The sequence below is a fragment of the Thalassospira sp. SM2505 genome (assembly GCF_054901115.1).
Genome location: NZ_CM142731.1, coordinates 835,515 through 851,648, shown reverse-complemented (window position 1 = coordinate 851,648; position 16,134 = coordinate 835,515). Strand labels below are relative to the sequence as shown.

Annotated in this window: 21 protein-coding genes; 3 read left to right on the top strand and 18 right to left on the bottom strand. The window is 56.0% G+C overall.

Going from position 1 to position 16,134, the window contains the following annotated elements; genetic code table 11:
• Positions 1-8: 8 nt before the first annotated feature.
• The gene (locus ACTU44_RS03930) at positions 9-449 is read right to left on the bottom strand and encodes an acetyltransferase (RefSeq protein ID WP_462096730.1); all 441 of its coding nucleotides are present in this window, start codon (positions 447-449) and stop codon (positions 9-11) included.
• Positions 450-634: 185 nt separating this feature from the next.
• On the opposite strand from ACTU44_RS03930, the gene ACTU44_RS03925 reads away from it, so the two are divergent.
• Positions 635-1,417: a 3-hydroxybutyrate dehydrogenase gene (locus ACTU44_RS03925; protein ID WP_114096704.1), complete on the top strand. Its 783-nt coding sequence runs from the start codon at positions 635-637 to the stop codon at positions 1,415-1,417.
• 80 nt (positions 1,418-1,497) lie between these two features.
• Here ACTU44_RS03925 and ACTU44_RS03920 read toward each other — a convergent pair whose 3' ends face one another.
• Complete coding sequence (locus ACTU44_RS03920) at positions 1,498-1,683, bottom strand: YegP family protein (protein ID WP_114096703.1); 186 nt, start codon at positions 1,681-1,683, stop codon at positions 1,498-1,500.
• A gap of 72 nt (positions 1,684-1,755) precedes the next feature.
• Positions 1,756-2,634: a LysR substrate-binding domain-containing protein gene (locus ACTU44_RS03915; protein WP_462096729.1), complete on the bottom strand. Its 879-nt coding sequence runs from the start codon at positions 2,632-2,634 to the stop codon at positions 1,756-1,758.
• A gap of 118 nt (positions 2,635-2,752) precedes the next feature.
• Between ACTU44_RS03915 and ACTU44_RS03910 the strand changes: the two genes are divergently transcribed.
• Together ACTU44_RS03910 and fghA are read left to right on the top strand one after the other, a co-directional pair.
• Positions 2,753-3,877 carry an S-(hydroxymethyl)glutathione dehydrogenase/class III alcohol dehydrogenase gene (locus ACTU44_RS03910; protein WP_462096728.1) on the top strand — a complete coding sequence of 375 codons (1,125 nt, stop codon included), beginning with the start codon at positions 2,753-2,755 and terminating at the stop codon, positions 3,875-3,877.
• A 75-nt stretch (positions 3,878-3,952) separates the two neighbouring features.
• Positions 3,953-4,810 (top strand): S-formylglutathione hydrolase, encoded by an 858-nt coding sequence (gene fghA, locus ACTU44_RS03905; RefSeq protein WP_462096727.1) that lies wholly within the window; start codon positions 3,953-3,955, stop codon positions 4,808-4,810.
• Between the two features lie 91 nt (positions 4,811-4,901).
• Here the strand turns inward: fghA and ACTU44_RS03900 are convergent, their stop codons facing one another.
• The 15 genes from ACTU44_RS03900 to urtC all read right to left on the bottom strand — a co-directional run bounded on the left by ACTU44_RS03900 (position 4,902) and on the right by urtC (position 16,131).
• A complete protein-coding gene (locus ACTU44_RS03900) occupies positions 4,902-5,498 on the bottom strand; it encodes an energy-coupling factor transporter transmembrane component T family protein (protein ID WP_114096700.1) in 597 nt (198 codons plus the stop codon).
• On the bottom strand, positions 5,495-6,169 hold the full coding sequence (locus ACTU44_RS03895; RefSeq protein ID WP_462096726.1) for an energy-coupling factor ABC transporter ATP-binding protein: 675 nt from the start codon (positions 6,167-6,169) through the stop codon (positions 5,495-5,497). The genes ACTU44_RS03900 and ACTU44_RS03895 overlap by 4 nt, the downstream gene beginning before the upstream one ends.
• Before the next feature lie 106 nt (positions 6,170-6,275).
• Positions 6,276-6,824, bottom strand: coding sequence for a biotin transporter BioY (locus ACTU44_RS03890; RefSeq protein WP_462096725.1), 549 nt, complete (start codon positions 6,822-6,824; stop codon positions 6,276-6,278).
• Between the two features lie 196 nt (positions 6,825-7,020).
• The gene (locus ACTU44_RS03885; protein ID WP_336080018.1) at positions 7,021-7,380 is read right to left on the bottom strand and encodes an ArsR/SmtB family transcription factor; all 360 of its coding nucleotides are present in this window, start codon (positions 7,378-7,380) and stop codon (positions 7,021-7,023) included.
• A complete protein-coding gene (locus ACTU44_RS03880) occupies positions 7,367-7,813 on the bottom strand; it encodes an SRPBCC family protein (protein WP_114096696.1) in 447 nt (148 codons plus the stop codon). Before ACTU44_RS03880 ends, ACTU44_RS03885 begins: the two co-directional genes overlap by 14 nt.
• A 198-nt stretch (positions 7,814-8,011) precedes the next feature.
• The gene (gene ureG / locus ACTU44_RS03875) at positions 8,012-8,632 is read right to left on the bottom strand and encodes an urease accessory protein UreG (RefSeq protein ID WP_114096695.1); all 621 of its coding nucleotides are present in this window, start codon (positions 8,630-8,632) and stop codon (positions 8,012-8,014) included.
• Positions 8,629-9,339 (bottom strand): urease accessory protein UreF, encoded by a 711-nt coding sequence (locus ACTU44_RS03870; protein ID WP_462096724.1) that lies wholly within the window; start codon positions 9,337-9,339, stop codon positions 8,629-8,631. Before ACTU44_RS03870 ends, ureG begins: the two co-directional genes overlap by 4 nt.
• Positions 9,329-9,952 carry an urease accessory protein UreE gene (locus tag ACTU44_RS03865; RefSeq protein WP_462096723.1) on the bottom strand — a complete coding sequence of 208 codons (624 nt, stop codon included), beginning with the start codon at positions 9,950-9,952 and terminating at the stop codon, positions 9,329-9,331. Before ACTU44_RS03865 ends, ACTU44_RS03870 begins: the two co-directional genes overlap by 11 nt.
• Before the next feature lie 13 nt (positions 9,953-9,965).
• Positions 9,966-11,678: an urease subunit alpha gene (gene ureC, locus ACTU44_RS03860; protein WP_462096722.1), complete on the bottom strand. Its 1,713-nt coding sequence runs from the start codon at positions 11,676-11,678 to the stop codon at positions 9,966-9,968.
• Positions 11,679-11,693: 15 nt separating this feature from the next.
• Positions 11,694-11,999: an urease subunit beta gene (locus tag ACTU44_RS03855; RefSeq protein ID WP_101245282.1), complete on the bottom strand. Its 306-nt coding sequence runs from the start codon at positions 11,997-11,999 to the stop codon at positions 11,694-11,696.
• Between the two features lie 12 nt (positions 12,000-12,011).
• A complete protein-coding gene (locus ACTU44_RS03850; protein WP_114096691.1) occupies positions 12,012-12,314 on the bottom strand; it encodes an urease subunit gamma in 303 nt (100 codons plus the stop codon).
• A 27-nt stretch (positions 12,315-12,341) separates the two neighbouring features.
• Complete coding sequence (locus ACTU44_RS03845) at positions 12,342-13,217, bottom strand: urease accessory protein UreD (RefSeq protein WP_462096721.1); 876 nt, start codon at positions 13,215-13,217, stop codon at positions 12,342-12,344.
• A 233-nt stretch (positions 13,218-13,450) separates the two neighbouring features.
• Positions 13,451-14,146, bottom strand: coding sequence for an urea ABC transporter ATP-binding subunit UrtE (gene urtE / locus ACTU44_RS03840; protein ID WP_114096689.1), 696 nt, complete (start codon positions 14,144-14,146; stop codon positions 13,451-13,453).
• 12 nt (positions 14,147-14,158) lie between these two features.
• Positions 14,159-14,959, bottom strand: a complete 801-nt coding sequence (urtD, locus tag ACTU44_RS03835; RefSeq protein ID WP_462096720.1) for an urea ABC transporter ATP-binding protein UrtD — start codon at positions 14,957-14,959, stop codon at positions 14,159-14,161.
• Complete coding sequence (urtC, locus tag ACTU44_RS03830) at positions 14,956-16,131, bottom strand: urea ABC transporter permease subunit UrtC (protein ID WP_181850144.1); 1,176 nt, start codon at positions 16,129-16,131, stop codon at positions 14,956-14,958. The genes urtD and urtC overlap by 4 nt, the downstream gene beginning before the upstream one ends.
• Between the last annotated feature and the right edge of the window lie 3 nt (positions 16,132-16,134).

Genomic DNA, 16,134 nt, shown 5'->3' with positions numbered 1-16,134 from the left:
CCGGCAGATTACTTGCCCGCATATTTCAGATGAATAAGCGGATAGGGCCGCCCCTGCCCGTCAAGGGCGGAGCGCCCGGTGCGCACAAAGCCCAACTTTTCATAAAAGCCGATGGCCTGCGGATTTTGCTCATTCACGTCGGTTGTCATGGCAGGATGAAACGCAAGACCATGGTGCACAAGTGCTGCACCAATACCCTTGCCGCGACAGGCCGGGTCGATAAACAGCGCCTCCATATGACCGCCATCAATCAGCATGAAACCAAGCGGATAATCACGCGCATCAACGGCAAGCCAAAGCGGCGCATCAGGCAAAAATCCGCACACAAGATCGTCAATCGCAAGACGATCCTCGGGCGTCAGGAAATCATGGGTGGCATCGACGGCACTCCGCCAGATTTCAACAATGCGGTCACCCTCACCGGGTCTGGAAGCTCTGATATTCATCATTGCGGCACTTTAATTCTGCATTTGTCACCCCACAAGCAAACCTTTGAGGCAACACGTATTTTACTCCCCACCAACGCCTGCAACGATCATTGATCACACCTCTTCTTGCCAGTTTGGTTGCAGTGCGGCATGATCCTTCCAACTTAACAAGAGGAACAAACTCCTCACCCACAGGGAGAAGAAATATGCTGACAGGAAAACGCGCACTCGTGACCGGATCGACCAGCGGTATCGGCCTTGCGATGGCAAAGGCACTTGCCGGTGCGGGCGCGGATGTGATGCTCAATGGCTTTGGCGATGCCGATGCGATTGAAGCCACCCGCAAATCGCTTGAAACAGAATATGGCGTGACCGCCTTCTACAACGGTGCCGATTTGTCCAAGCCTGATGAAATCGAAGCCATGATGCAGGATGCCGAGGCCAAATTTGGTGGCGTTGATATCCTGATCAACAATGCCGGCATTCAATATACTGCCAATGTCGAGGATTTCCCGGTCGAGAAATGGGATGCAGTGATTGCGATCAACCTGACATCGGTTTTCCACACCACCCGCCTTGCCGTGCCCTATATGCGCAAGAAAAACTGGGGCCGGATCATCAATACCGCATCTGCCCACGGCCTTGTCGCCTCGGTCCAGAAGGCAGCTTACGTTGCCGCCAAGCATGGCGTGATTGGCCTGACCAAGGTCACCGCCCTTGAAACAGCCGAAACCGGCATCACGGCAAATGCCATCTGCCCGGGCTGGGTGCGCACCGAACTTGTCGAACGCCAGATCGAAGCCCGCGCCAAGGAAGCCAATATCTCGATTGAGGAATCCGCAACCCGGCTGGTTTCGGACAAACACCCGTCCAAACAGTTCGTCAGCCCCGAACAGATCGGCCAGACCGCCCTCTTCCTGTGCTCGGACGCCGCATCGCAGATGACCGGCACGCATCTGTCGGTCGATGGCGGCTGGACCGCACAATAAGCCTTTTCCTTACGCCCATCAAAAAGCCCCTCGGCACCTAATGCCAGAGGGGCTTTTTATCTTCTGCCATGGCGAAAGGATCAATCCTTTGGCGTGCAGGTCATGCCATTGCGCTCGGCATTGGCAAGACAGTCGGTTTTCTTGGTATAGCCCTGCGTTGATGCCCCGACAATATTGCCGTTCCGGGCCGTCCGCCGCCACCGCCAGCCGTCCTTGCCCTCGTAAATTTCCCAGCGGTCACCGCGTTGATCGGTACATTCAGACATGCGTCACCTCGTTTGCTGCGTTTTACCCGTTGCAAGGATGACGTCCGACCAGATGGCTTGTGACGCAAAAACTTACTGCCCCAAATACCGCCCCAGATGCTCCACCAGCATCCTGATCTTGGGGCTAAGGTGCCGGTTGGTTGGATAGATCGCCCAGATGCCTTCGTCTGACGGTTGATATTTGGTCAGGACCGGGATCAGATCGCCGCTGGCGATCCAGGGATCGACGTAATAATCGGGCAATTGCACGATCCCCATCCCCTTAAGTGCTGCATCCAGAAGCGCCTGCCCGCTATTGGCGTGGATGGAGCCATGAATGCGGATGGTGCGTTCGCGCCCGTCTTCTTCAAAACGCCAGTAATCCAGCGTCCCGACAAGACAGTTATGGTGGTTCAGCTCTGACAGGGAGTGCGGTTCCCCACGCTTGGCGATGTAGCTTGGTGCCGCACAGGCATAAAGACGGCGGGTGGATAACTGCTGGGTCATCAGGCTACCGGTCGTTCCTTCCAACCGGCCCAGACGGATCGCCATGTCATAGCCCTCAAGCACCAGATCAAGCTTCTGGTTGGTAAAGCGGCACTGGACTTCAAGATCGGGATAGCGCGCCACGAAATCATTCACCAGCGGCGCGATCACCGTTTCCCCATAGGTTGTCGGCGCGGTCAGCTTCAGCTTGCCGCGTGGTACTTCGGTCAGGTTGCCAATGGCACGCTCCGCCTCGCCCAGACCATCAAGCAACTGACGGCAATGCTGGTAGTAAATCTGTCCGGCCTCGGTCACGCTGACCTTGCGCGTGGTACGGTAAAAAAGCTGGGTGCCCAGCTTTTCCTCAAGGGCGGTGACCTGTCGGCTGACCTGGGCCACCGAAATACCAAGCTGCCTGGCCGCCGCTGTAAAGCTTTGGCGTTCCGATACGGCGATAAATTCGCTGATCCCGTCCCAGGCATTCATGGCAATCGGCCCATATTATTACAACACAGTAAAAGTCATTTACCAAAATACCGGATTATCAGGATAGGAGAAATAAATAGACTGATGCCATTATCATTTCTTTTGCCGGAGGAGCGTCATGAGCGCCGAAACCATTACCTGTAAAGCCGCCATCGCATGGGAAGCGGGCAAGCCGCTGTCGATCGAAGAAGTTCAGGTCGCCCCGCCCAAGGCTGGCGAAGTGCGCATCAAGATCGTTGCCACCGGCGTTTGCCACACCGATGCCTTTACCCTGTCGGGTGACGATCCCGAAGGCATCTTCCCCGCTATCCTTGGCCATGAAGGCGGCGGCATTGTTGAATCCGTCGGCGAAGGTGTCACCAGCGTTGCCGTGGGTGATCACGTGATCCCTCTTTACACCCCGGAATGTGGCGAGTGCAAATTCTGCAAATCGGGCAAAACCAACCTGTGCCAGAAAATCCGCGTCACCCAGGGCAAGGGCCTGATGCCTGATGGCACCACCCGCTTCTCGCAGAATGGCAAGCCGATCTATCACTATATGGGCTGCTCGACCTTCTCGGAATACACTGTATTGCCGGAAATCTCGCTTGCGAAAATCAACAAGGCCGCCCCGCTTGAAGAAGTCTGCCTTCTGGGTTGCGGTGTGACCACCGGCATGGGCGCCACCGTCAACGCGGCAAAGGTGAAACCCGGTGATTCGGTTGCGGTCTTTGGCCTTGGCGGTATTGGTCTTTCGGCCATCATTGGCGCACAGATGGCCGGTGCCGGTCGCATCCTTGCCATCGATCTTAATGAAAAGAAATTCGAACTTGCCAAACAGCTTGGCGCAACCGATTGCATCAACCCGCAGAAGTTTGACAAACCAATCCAGGAAGTCATTGTCGAGCTGACCGATGGGGGCGTTGACTGGTCGTTTGAATGCATTGGCAATGTCAATGTCATGCGTTCCGCCCTTGAATGCTGCCACAAGGGCTGGGGTGAGTCGGTAATTATCGGCGTTGCCGGTGCCGGTCAGGAAATCTCGACCCGTCCGTTCCAGCTTGTGACCGGTCGCGTCTGGCGCGGCACCGCATTTGGCGGTGTCAAAGGCCGTTCGCAGCTTCCTGATTATGTTGAACGCTACCTTGCCGGTGAGTTCAAACTGTCCGATTTCATCACCCATACCATGAAGCTTGAAGACATCAACGAAGCATTCGACCTGATGCATGAAGGCGAAAGCATCCGTTCGGTCATCCATTACTGATCATCGATACTTTGATTGAAAAACTGCGCCAGTGCCGGAAATTATCCGGTACTGGCCGATCAGAAGGAGGCCCGAATGGGTATTGAAAACGCATCAAGCAACAAGGTGTTTGGCGGCTGGCAAAAGCAATACACCCACCCGTCTGCGGTGCTGGGCTGCGACATGCGCTTTGCCATCTTCCTGCCGCCACAGGCTGGCAACGGCACCAAGGTCCCGGTCATGTACTGGCTTTCGGGCCTGACCTGTACCGATGAAAACTTCATGCAAAAGGCCGGTGCGTTTCGTGTGGCCGCCGAGCTTGGCATTGCGATTGTCGCCCCGGACACCAGCCCGCGTGGCGATCATGTCCCCGATGACGAGAACGAAGCCTATGATTTCGGCAAGGGTGCGGGCTTTTACGTCAATGCCACCCAGGAACCCTGGGCGCGCAATTACCGCATGTATGATTACGTGACCAAGGAACTGCCCGCACTGATCAAGGATCACTTCCCGGTCAGTGACGATGCGGTAATTTCCGGTCATTCGATGGGCGGGCATGGCGCCTTGATGATTGCGCTTCGCAATCCCGGCACCTTCAAATCGGTCACGGCCTTTTCACCGATCACCAACCCGATCAATTGCCCGTGGGGCCAAAAGGCACTTGGCAATTATCTCGGCGATGACAAATCGGCCTGGAAGGCATGGGACAGCTCGGAACTGATGAAGGCCGCCACGGCAAGCGACGCCCGGACACCGGCACTGGTTGATCAGGGCGATGCCGACGGCTTCCTTGCCGAACAGCTTAAGCCGGAGGCACTTGAAGCTGCTGCCAAGGCATCAAACTATCCACTGACCCTTCGGATGCAGGATGGCTATGACCATAGCTATTACTTCATCTCGACCTTTATCGAAGATCATATCCGCTTCCACGCCAAGCATCTTGGCCTGAGCTGATTGCACCCCGATCTCCGGTTTCCCCGGCACGTCGCCAGATACCGTTCTCCCCCCCCCTTGACGTGTCGGGGCCTTATTCAGGCTCATGAAGTCAATCGAAACTGCGTGCCTCAATGGCATCGGCAACATCATCGGCCATTTTAAGGGTCCGGATAATCAGGGGCACGATCATCGCAAGGATGGATCGATCAAGGCCGCGCGCGCGCTGGGCATCACGGATTTCCGATGCCACCGTGGCGATGACCGGGATAAAGCGCAGCACCATTGAAATCGCCAGACTGACCTTTTCCGGGTTCACGCCCAGCGGTTTAAGCGGACGCATGGCACGCTCAAGGGATGCCAGCATATCGGATGTTTTGGTGGTCAGGGTCACAAGCGATGCAAACATCACAATGGCGGCAATCCGGGTAATGACCAACAATCCCGCCTGCCAGTCATTCAGCCAAAGCTGCACGGCAAAAAAGATCGCAAGCAGCCAGAACATCGGCTTGATCTGGGCTGTCATGGTCGCCCAACCGAACCCCGAAATGCGATAAAGCACAATCACACTGACCAGAACAAGGCTGACCACCGGCCAGTCAGGGATCAGGAACACACCCGTACCAAGGGCAACCATGGCAAGGATCTTTGCCCCGGCCTGTGCGCGATGGAGCACAGAGTTCCCGTCCCTGTAAAGGCCTGCGATCATGCCATCATCTCGCGATATTTCGGAATGGCATTGCCCGGAATGTCATCAACAACAATCCTGCCATTTTCAAACACCAACACCCGGTCATAACCGGCAATCAGATCAAGATCATGCGATACCGTGATCACCATTTGATCCAGATCGGCAATGGCGCGTTCAACCCGGTTGCGATTACGCAGGTCAAGCAAGGTGGTCGGCTCGTCCAGCACAATATAGCGCGGCTCCATCACCAGAACGCCGGAAATGGCCAGAAGCTGTTTCTGCCCGCCGCTAAGCAGATGGCTGGGATGGGTTTTGAAATCCGACAGATCATAACGCGCAAGGATTTCATCAACGCGCCGGTTGATCTCGTCCTTGGGCAGTTTCAGGGCCTTGAGCCCGAAGGCCAGATCTTCTTCAACCACCGGATAGACGATCTGGTTATCGGGGTTCTGGAAAACAAAGCCGACATGGCGGCGGATCTTGCGGCCATCCTTGGCCGGATCAAGGTCATCAATCAAAACCCGTCCGCTGGTTGCGGTCTGAAGCCCGTTCAGAAGCCGCACGAAGGTGCTTTTACCCGATCCATTGGCGCCGATGATCCCGATGCGCTTTTGGCTAAGCGTGAGGTCGATATCCTCAAGGGCGCGGCGTGCATCAAATTGCACAGATACATTTTCAAAACGGATCATGGGGTTGGCTGTCCGGCGTTCTTCGGGAAAGGGGTCTGGTTTAAAATGAGCGGAGAACGGGCGCAAGCAGACCGCAACGGCGATCTCTGCTTGCGCCCATAAGATGTCAGGCTGATTTCGAAATCAAGGGATACGAGCGACGCACCGCAAGACATGCAGCGGTTGCAATCGCCACCTTGATCGCATCACCGATCAGGAAGGGTGCTGCGCCAACTGTTGCCTGCCAATAGCTGATATCTGCGGCCACCGCGACCCAGGCATTGCCAATGGCATAAAGGACAACGATCCCGCCAAAGGCAATCGAAACTGCCGCCTTAACGACATTCAGCCGGTTCCAGAATTTTTCGATCAAAAGGCCGATGACAAAGGCCGAAATGGCCCAGCCAAAAATAAACCCGCCGGTCACCCCGACCATCACGCCAAAGCCGCCACGGCCACCCGAAAGCAGTGGCAAACCAAGTGCCACCAGCACAAGGAACAGCACAATCGAAAGCCCGCCGCGACGTGCGCCCAAAATGGCACCAGCCAACATCGGCCCCAGTGACTGGGCGGTTACCGGCACACCGGTAATCGGAAGTGTGATTGGCGGAAACAGGCCAAGAACAGCGGTCATTGCCGCAAACAAGGCGATATAGACGATATCTTTGGTCTTCATGTAACGGTTCCCATTCCCGTTATAAAGCATCCCTGCATCAACCCCTTGCGCAAGGACGCCTTTCGTTAACCGGTCCGCCCGACCAGCTCAACGCGATATGGGATAACCGCAAATCTGAACGACGCCAAGCAAAATGACATCGCCATCACCGGGATCAGTGCACCCGTCCCGGTGATAAGCAATGGAATTCAAATGCTTAGTCCTGATCGCCTTCGACAAAGGTTTTAAGCCGCATAAGGGCGGATTCCCACCGTCCGGCAACCTGATCAAGATAGGCGCGCGCCTGGGCAAGCTGTTCGGGGCAAAAGGCATACTGGCTTTCGCGCCCGACCTTGTGACTTTGCACAAGACCCGCCGTTTCAAGAACACGCAGATGCTTGGTCACCGCCTGACGCGTCATATCGGCATCGTCAGACAGCGCCGAGATCGAACGCGGCTTGCCATCCGCCAGACGATCAAAGATCGCCAACCGTGTCGGATCGCCCAAAGCGGCAAACATGACCGAAAAATCACGGTCATGTTTGAGATATGCAGGATTATGTTCAGTTTTCGACATGTTTCTTGATGTTTTCCAACTGGGCGCCCCAGCCATGTGTATTGGCCCGCAACGCATCAGCAATGCGATGGGGTGGCAGGTTATCAAATCCGGTTTCGCGCACCCGAACCGATGTCTGACCATCAGATTCTTCAAGCCAGAATTCGACAAGTGTTTCGGGTTCACCGCTGTAATCCACATCCGGATCAACCGCATATGGATGCCATGTATAGGCGAAATAGGATGGTTCCTCCATCGCCTTGATCGTGGAGTTCCACGGCACATGGGTAAAACCTTCGATGGTGATCTTCCCCGAAGATACCTTGCCCACCTTAAACGGTCCCTCGATATTGATCCCGAACCATGCGCCGAATTCCTTTGAATCGGTCAGGGCCTTCCAGACACGTGAACGGGATGCTTTGATTTCAATCGACTTCTCAATGGTATTTGACATAACGCAACCTCCTGGTTGCATTTAATTTGCCAGAAGACTTCCAATTATGCAACCGAAAAGTTGCATTTAAATTTTGAACCCAAAATGCACAAACGCCCGACCGTCTCCGGCCGGGCGATGCGTGCTCCCGTCATCCTTGGGTCAGTGCCGCTGTCAATGCAACTGGCAAGCCCGTGCAGCTTTCCTTATATCCCCATATCAGGATGCTGCGGATTGGCGGAGCCCCCCTGTCTCGATGATGAAATTCTTGACGTCTTCAAGACCATCCATGGCCTTGAGATTGGTAAACAGGAACGGACGATCGCCGCGCATTTTCCTGGCATCGCGGTCCATCACGCCCAGATCGGCCCCGACCAGTGGTGCCAGATCGGTCTTGTTGATCACCAGCAAATCGGATCGCGTAATGCCCGGCCCGCCCTTGCGCGGGATTTTGTCGCCTGCCGAGACGTCGATGACGTAAATCGTGATATCGGCAAGCTCCGGCGAGAAGGTGGCCGACAGGTTATCGCCGCCCGATTCAATAAAGATCGCCTCAAGCCCGGCATGCTTGGCCGCCATGTCTTCGACCGCCGCCAGATTGATCGACGCGTCTTCGCGAATGGCCGTATGCGGGCAGCCTCCAGTTTCAACACCGGCAATACGATCTGCTGCCAGTGCCCCCGAACGGGTCATGAATTCGGCGTCTTCGCGGGTATAGATATCATTGGTGATGGCCGCGATATTGAATTCATCGCGCATGGCCTTGCACAGGCGCTCCAGAAGTGCGGTTTTGCCCGAGCCAACCGGCCCACCAATTCCGATACGAAGGGGAGAGCTCATGATCTAAATAGCCTCGTATATTGGGTTTCGTGTTTCATCGATGTCCAGTCAACCAGCGGCGCCGCAGCACCGAGATCAGACAGATCAGCGCTCATCGCATGATCAACGGCAATCGAAACTGCCTGATCAAGGGATGACAGGGACCGGACACCATCGGTCTGACCAAGCGGCACAAGACGCACCGCACTGGAAACAAGGTTTGCCGCCATGGCATGCAAATAGGCGGTCAAGGCATCCTGCAATGGCACTTTGACCTCGGCGGCCGCAATGCCCACGGCCACCGGATAGGATGGCAAACGATCATCGCCACGCATGCGGCTGGCCCAGCGCGTCAGAACACCCTCGCCCCAGACTTTTTCCACCGTCGAGACAAAGGCACGCCCCTGCGCGGTTGCCTCCAACGCCATTTCAGATGTGCCGCGCCAGCAATCGGCCTCAACACCTATGTCAAACAGGGCTTCTTCCTCGCCTGCAAGGGCCGCTCGCCATGCTGCACAGAACAGCACCGCATCAATCCGCCCGGCCCCGAATTCCAATACCCCTTCAACCCAGTTGATCAGGGTATTGGCCGAGCTGACCCGACCGTCTTCCACCGCATATTCCACACCATGGGAATAGGTATAGGCACCGACCGGAAATGACGGACTAAGCCATGTCATCAACCGCATCAATCCAGCGGGGTTAAGGGTCAGGGTTTCAGTGGTCATGCGGTTTCCCTGCGGTATGGGCGTGGGAATGGCTGTGATCACCGTGGCTGTGCGAGTGGCTGTGTCCATGACCATGCGAATGACTATGGCCATGCTTGTGATCACGACCATGATCTTCATGATCGAAGTGATCGTTGCCATGGCTGTGACCATGTGCGCCGCCAAGCCCGTGATAGGCCCCGTTCAGCGGATTGAACGGGGCGATTTCCTGGTCGACCACCCCGCCGAGCCCGGTAATCATGTCACGCATCACATGATCATCGATAATGCGCAACCGCCCGTCTTTAAGGACCTCGACCGGGGTATGACGGTTGCCGATATGCCAGGCCAGCTTGGCCGCGGCAATCGGACCGGATGCGGTAATGGTCAATACCGGCTCGTCGGCGGCGCGCACCACAATCACCCCGCCATCGACAAGGCGCAAACGATCCCCGTCCGCCAGACGCACCGCATGCGGAAGGTCAAGCAGGAAGGGTTCGCCCGCATCATCCATCAGACGAATGCGCCGGCGGTGCCGATCCGAAAAGGCCAGGGTTACCGTCCCGCGTACCTCCATCAGTTCAGGGGCCGCATCGGAACGATCAACCGGGATATGTTCAATGGCGTGACGCATAAAGCTTATCCGATCAGAACAGGAAGTAACGCTGTGCCATCGGCACAACATCAACCGGCTGACAGGTCAGAAGTTCCCCGTCTGCGGTCACCTGATAGGTTTCCGGATCGACTTCCATGACCGGAAGCGCATCATTAAGCTTCATGTCCTTCTTGCCGATATTGCGCGTATTCGATACGGCCAGCAATTCCTTGGAAAGGCCGAATTCGGCGGCAATTCCGGCATCAATGCCAGCCTGTGAAACGAACGAGAAACTCGACTTCGAAAGCGCATTGCCATAGGCCCCGAACATCGGGCGGTAATGGACCGGCTGCGGCGTCGGGATCGAGGCGTTCGGATCGCCCATGGCCGCTGCAATAATCATCCCGGCCTTGACCACCATATCGGGCTTGGTGCCAAAGAACATCGGCTTCCAGACCACAAGATCGGCGATCTTGCCAACTTCGATGGAGCCCACATGTGCCCCGATGCCCTGCGCAATTGCCGGGTTGATGGTGTATTTGGCGACATAGCGCTTGGCGCGGAAGTTATCATTCCCCTTGCCCGCATCTTCGGGCAAGGCACCACGCTGTTTCTTCATCTTGTCTGCGGTCTGCCAGGTACGCGTGATGACTTCACCCACACGGCCCATGGCCTGACTGTCTGACGAGATAATCGAAAACGCGCCAAGGTCATGCAGAATATCTTCGGCGGCGATGGTTTCGCGGCGAATACGGCTTTCGGCGAAGGCCACGTCTTCTGGGATTTTCGGATCAAGGTGATGGCAGACCATCAGCATGTCCAGATGCTCGTCAATCGTATTGACCGTAAACGGACGGGTCGGGTTGGTCGAGCTTGGCAGAACGTTGGCCTCGCCGCACAGCTTGATGATGTCTGGTGCGTGCCCGCCACCGGCACCTTCGGTATGGAAGGTGTGAATGGTGCGGCCCTTGAACGATGCGCGGGTATGCTCAACAAAGCCGCTTTCATTGAGCGTATCGGTATGGATCATGACCTGAACATCAAGGTCATCGGCAACCGAAAGGCAGGTATCAATCGCAGCTGGTGTCGTACCCCAGTCTTCATGAAGCTTAAGGCCACAGGCGCCTGCCTTGATCTGTTCGATCAGCGATCCCGGAAGGGTTGCATTGCCCTTGCCAAAGAAACCGATATTCATCGGAATACCGTCAGCTGCCTGCAACATCCGGGCAATATGCCAGGGACCGGGCGTACAGGTAGTTGCGTTGGTCCCGGCAGCCGGGCCAGTGCCACCGCCCAGCATGCTGGTCACGCCGGAATAAAGGGCATCTTCAACCTGCTGCGGGCAAATCCAGTGAATGTGGGCATCAATACCGCCAGCGGTAATGATATTGCCTTCGCCCGCGATGATCTCGGTGCCCGGACCGATGATGATATCGACACCGGGCTGAACATCGGGGTTCCCGGCCTTGCCGATCCCGGAAATACGACCACCGGTGATGCCGATGTCGGCTTTGACGATGCCGGTATAATCAAGGATCAGCGCATTGGTGATCACGGTATCAACCGCACCTTCGGCGCGCGTTGCCTGCGACTGCCCCATGCCATCACGGATGACCTTGCCACCACCGAATTTGACTTCCTCGCCAAGGGTGGTGAAATCCTTTTCGACCTCGATGATCAGGTCGGTATCAGCCAGACGGACCTTATCGCCAACGGTCGGGCCAAACATGGCCGCATAGGATGGACGATCAATTTCATATGCCATGTATCGTTCCCCCGCTTAGAGCTTGCCGTTGATTTTGGCGTTAAAGCCATAGACCGTGCCAGACCCGGCATATTTCACCAGATTGACCTCGCGCGACTGACCCGGCTCAAAGCGCACTGCCGTCCCGGCCGGGATATCAAGGCGAAAACCGCGTGCGGCCTCGCGGTCAAAATCAAGCCCCGGATTGGTTTCATAGAAATGATAATGCGATCCGACCTGCACCGGACGATCACCGGTATTGGCAACCATGATGGTCTTGGTTTCGCGCCCCTCGTTAAGAATAAGGCTGCCTTCCTTGGTAATGATTTCACCTGGAATCATGATAGCGCCTCCTTAGCGAATGGGTTCATGAACGGTCACAAGCTTCGTCCCGTCAGGGAAGGTTGCTTCGACCTGGATTTCGTGGATCATCTCGGCAATGCCATCCATGACCTGATCACGCGAAATCACGGTCGCCCCGTCGCGCATCAGATCGGCAACAGATTTGCCATCGCGCGCGCCTTCAACGACATAGTCGGTGATGATCGCGATCGATTCCGGGTAATTAAGCTTTACCCCCCGTGCAAGGCGGTTGCGTGCGACCATGGCCGCAACCGAAACCAGCAGTTTGTCCTTTTCGCGTGGCGTCAAATTCATGCCTGGCTACTCCTTGGATCCACCGTTCTAAATCTCCCACAAACGCGGCAAACGTTCGGGAAGCCCCCTTGTTTTATGGCGGAACTGCTTCCACCATCCGCCATATACCCGGCGCAAATACATCGGATCACGTGCCATAAAGCGCGTGATCACAATTCCCTTCATCGCGGTCGCGGCACACAGGACCTCGCCCTTTGCCAGCCCCGCGGATGCCTGTTCAAGACAGTCGCGTGCCGCATCAAGATGATCTTCTGCCCCATGCCCGACCAGAATGGCCGTGGCATTGGCGCGTGCCCCGTCAAAACCCGCCCCGTGATCCAGAATGCGCAACACATCACCTTCAAGATGAAGCGCGTCACGCCACACCGGGCGCCCTTCAATCGACACATCCCATGCATCGCGCGCCAATCCGTCTTTGAACACTTCACCCCGTGCCAGACGCCCGAAAACCATCATTTCACCGGCCATAACCATGCCTGATCCCGATGCGGCAATGGTTGTCTTGCGACGAAGCCGCGCCTGATCAAACAGGATGCTTTCGTGGGGCAACCATTCAAGCCAGCCCCCATCTTCAACCGTCAGATCAACCGACATTTCGCAATCGGGCCCGACAGAGCGGTAAATCTTTTCGGCGGCCTGTGCGGTAAAAAGTGCGGATGCGCCAGCCTCGACCTTGCCGGCAAATGCCAGTTTGTCGCCACCGACCATGCCGCCAGATGTCGTTACCAGCACCGCCGTCGAAAGGTCCCCGGCCACCGGGCGCGGAAACAGGATTTTCATCGGGTCACGGTAATAAAGATGATCAAGGGCGGCATGCCCGCCCTGATGGGCAGGACCGGAACCCTGACGGAATGTCACCTCTGCGCGGCCATCGGTAATGATGCGCGCGGGCGTTCCGGTCATTTGGGCATCTGCATTTTGGGATGCAGATATCGGGGTTTCGAGTTTACGAAGCTGCACTAGGCCACCTGATCAATGAGGTCCCGTTATTGGGCCTGATACCGTTTTCCGGTAATTCCAAGGGGCGTAACAGCAAGATGCGGGCCAACCATCAAATCCATGCCGAAACACGGATTTTGATGGCTATTGGTCTGATCAATCACGTGAAAGTTGCGCAATTTTTTGGCAAATGCTGATCAAACAGTCAGATAGGCCCGCACTTTTTCACGATCAAGCGTGTCCTTGGCACCGGACAGAACGACCTCGCCGCGCTCAAGAACAACAATCTCGTCGGCCAGTTCGTGGGCGAATTCGAAATATTGCTCGACCAGCAGGATCGCCATGTCACCACGATCAGCCAGCTGTTTGATAACGCGCTGAATATCCTTGATGATCGAGGGCTGAATACCCTCGGTCGGTTCATCCAGAACCAGCAACCGGGGGCGCGTCACAAGCGCGCGCCCGATGGCGAGCTGCTGTTGCTGTCCCCCTGAAAGGTCACCACCACGCCGGCCCAGCATGTCACGCAGAACCGGAAACAGTTCAAAAATCTCGTCGGGGATATGGCGCATGGCACGCGGAAGTGCAGCAAACCCGGTTTCAAGATTTTCCTTCACGGTCAAAAGCGGAAAGATTTCGCGACCCTGCGGGACAATGGCAATCCCGTTGGCCGACCGCCGCCAGGACGGATCGCGCGAGATATCCTTGCCTTCCCATTTGATATTGCCTTCGGTAATCGGATGCTGGCCAACAACCGCGCGCATCAACGACGTTTTGCCAACCCCGTTCCGACCAAGAACAGCGGTTACCTTGCCGGTTTCGGCACTGAGCGACACTTTACGCAGGGCATGGGACGCGCCATAGAACAGATCAATATTGCTGACATCGAGCATGTTTTGGCTCCCCTAGCGACCGAGATAAACTTCAATGACCCGCGGGTCTTTCTGCACATGATCAAGCCGCCCTTCGGCCAGAACCGATCCTTCGTGCAGCACAGTCACCTTGCAATCAAGGTCGCGGACAAATTCCATGTCATGCTCGACCACAACGACTGAATATTCCTTGGCAATCGTGCGCAGAAGCTTTGCCGTTTCCTCGGTTTCTGAATCGGTCATCCCGGCAACCGGTTCATCGACCAGAAGCAATTCGGGCTCCTGCATCAAAAGCATCCCGATCTCAAGCCACTGTTTCTGGCCATGCGAAAGGTTGGCGGCCATTTCATCGCGCTTGTCTTCAAGCATGATGGTGATCAGGGTCTTTTCGATCTTGGTTTTTTCGGCTGCGCTTAAGCGATGGAACAGTGCCTGAAACACGCCGCGCCCGCCGGAACAGGCCAGAAGCAGATTGTCAAAAACCGTATGACTTTCAAATACGGTCGGCTTCTGGAACTTGCGCCCGATCCCCAGATTGGCAATCTCGGCCTCGTCGAGCTTGGTCAGATCGATCTCGCTTTTAAATAAAACATCGCCGGTATCAGGGCGTGTTTTACCCGTGATGATATCCATCATCGTCGTCTTGCCCGCCCCGTTCGGGCCAATGATCGCGCGAAGCTCGCCCGGTTCGACATAGAATGACAGGTTGTTCAGGGCACGGAACCCGTCAAAGGTCACCGAAACCCCGTCGACATAAAGAATGGTTTCCGCCCGTGCCGATTTGACCTGCGGCTCGTCCGAGGAATTTGTTTCCATGACAGCTGCTTCGCTCATGCCTTGCCTCCTTCATTTGCGCGGCGTTTTCGCCAGGTCGTTAACAACGATTGCCGGTCCGCCGCCCCGAATGCCGGAACCGCACCGATCACCCCTTTTGGCAGGAACAGGGTCACAGCAATGAACAAACCACCCAGGAAGAACAGCCAGAAGTCCGGCATAACCCCGGTAAAGAAGGTCTTGGCATAGTTGACGATAAAGGCACCAAGCACCGCACCATAAAGCGTGCCGCGCCCGCCAACCGCGACCCAGATGACGATTTCAATCGACAATGCCGGGGCAAATTCACCCGGATTGATAATGCCGACCTGCGGCACATAAAGTGCACCGGCAATGCCCGCCATCACGGCCGATACGGTAAAGACAAACAGCTTGTAATATTCAACCCGGTAGCCGGTGAAACGCACCCGGCTTTCCGCATCGCGAATGGCAATCAGAACCTTGCCCAGACGCGACTGGGTAATACCGCGCGCCACGATATAACACGCCCCGAGAAACACACAGGACGCCACAAACAAGCCGGCACGCGTACCATCCGATTGCAACGAGAAACCAAGCAAATCCTTGAAATCGGTCAGACCGTTATTACCGCCAAAGCCCATGTCATTACGGAAGAAGGCCAGCAGAAGCGCATAGGTCATCGCCTGTGTGATGATCGAAAGATAAACCCCCGTCACGCGCGAACGGAAGGCAAGGAAACCAAACACAAAGGCCAGAAGTCCCGGTACAAACATCGCCATGACAATGGCAAACCAGAACATGTCAAAGCCGTACCAGTACCAGGGTAATTCCTTCCAGTTCAGGAACACCATGAAGTCCGGCAGGATCGGATCGCCATAAACCCCGCGATCCCCGATCTGACGCATCAGATACATCCCCATCGAATAGCCACCCAGCGCAAAGAACGCGCCATGCCCCAGCGACAGGATGCCACAGAAACCCCAGATCAGATCAACGCTGAGCGCCAGAAGCGCATAGCACAGATATTTCCCCAAAAGGCTGAGCATCCAGGTCGGCACATGGAATGCCGATCCTTCGGGCACCAGAAGATTGCCCATCGGCACAAGGATCGCCGCAGCAATCAGGATGGCCAGAAGGATCATGCCGCCACGATCTTGCAGAAGCCAGCCAACAACCGGCGTCATTTTGTATTTTTGACGATAATCGGTCATGGA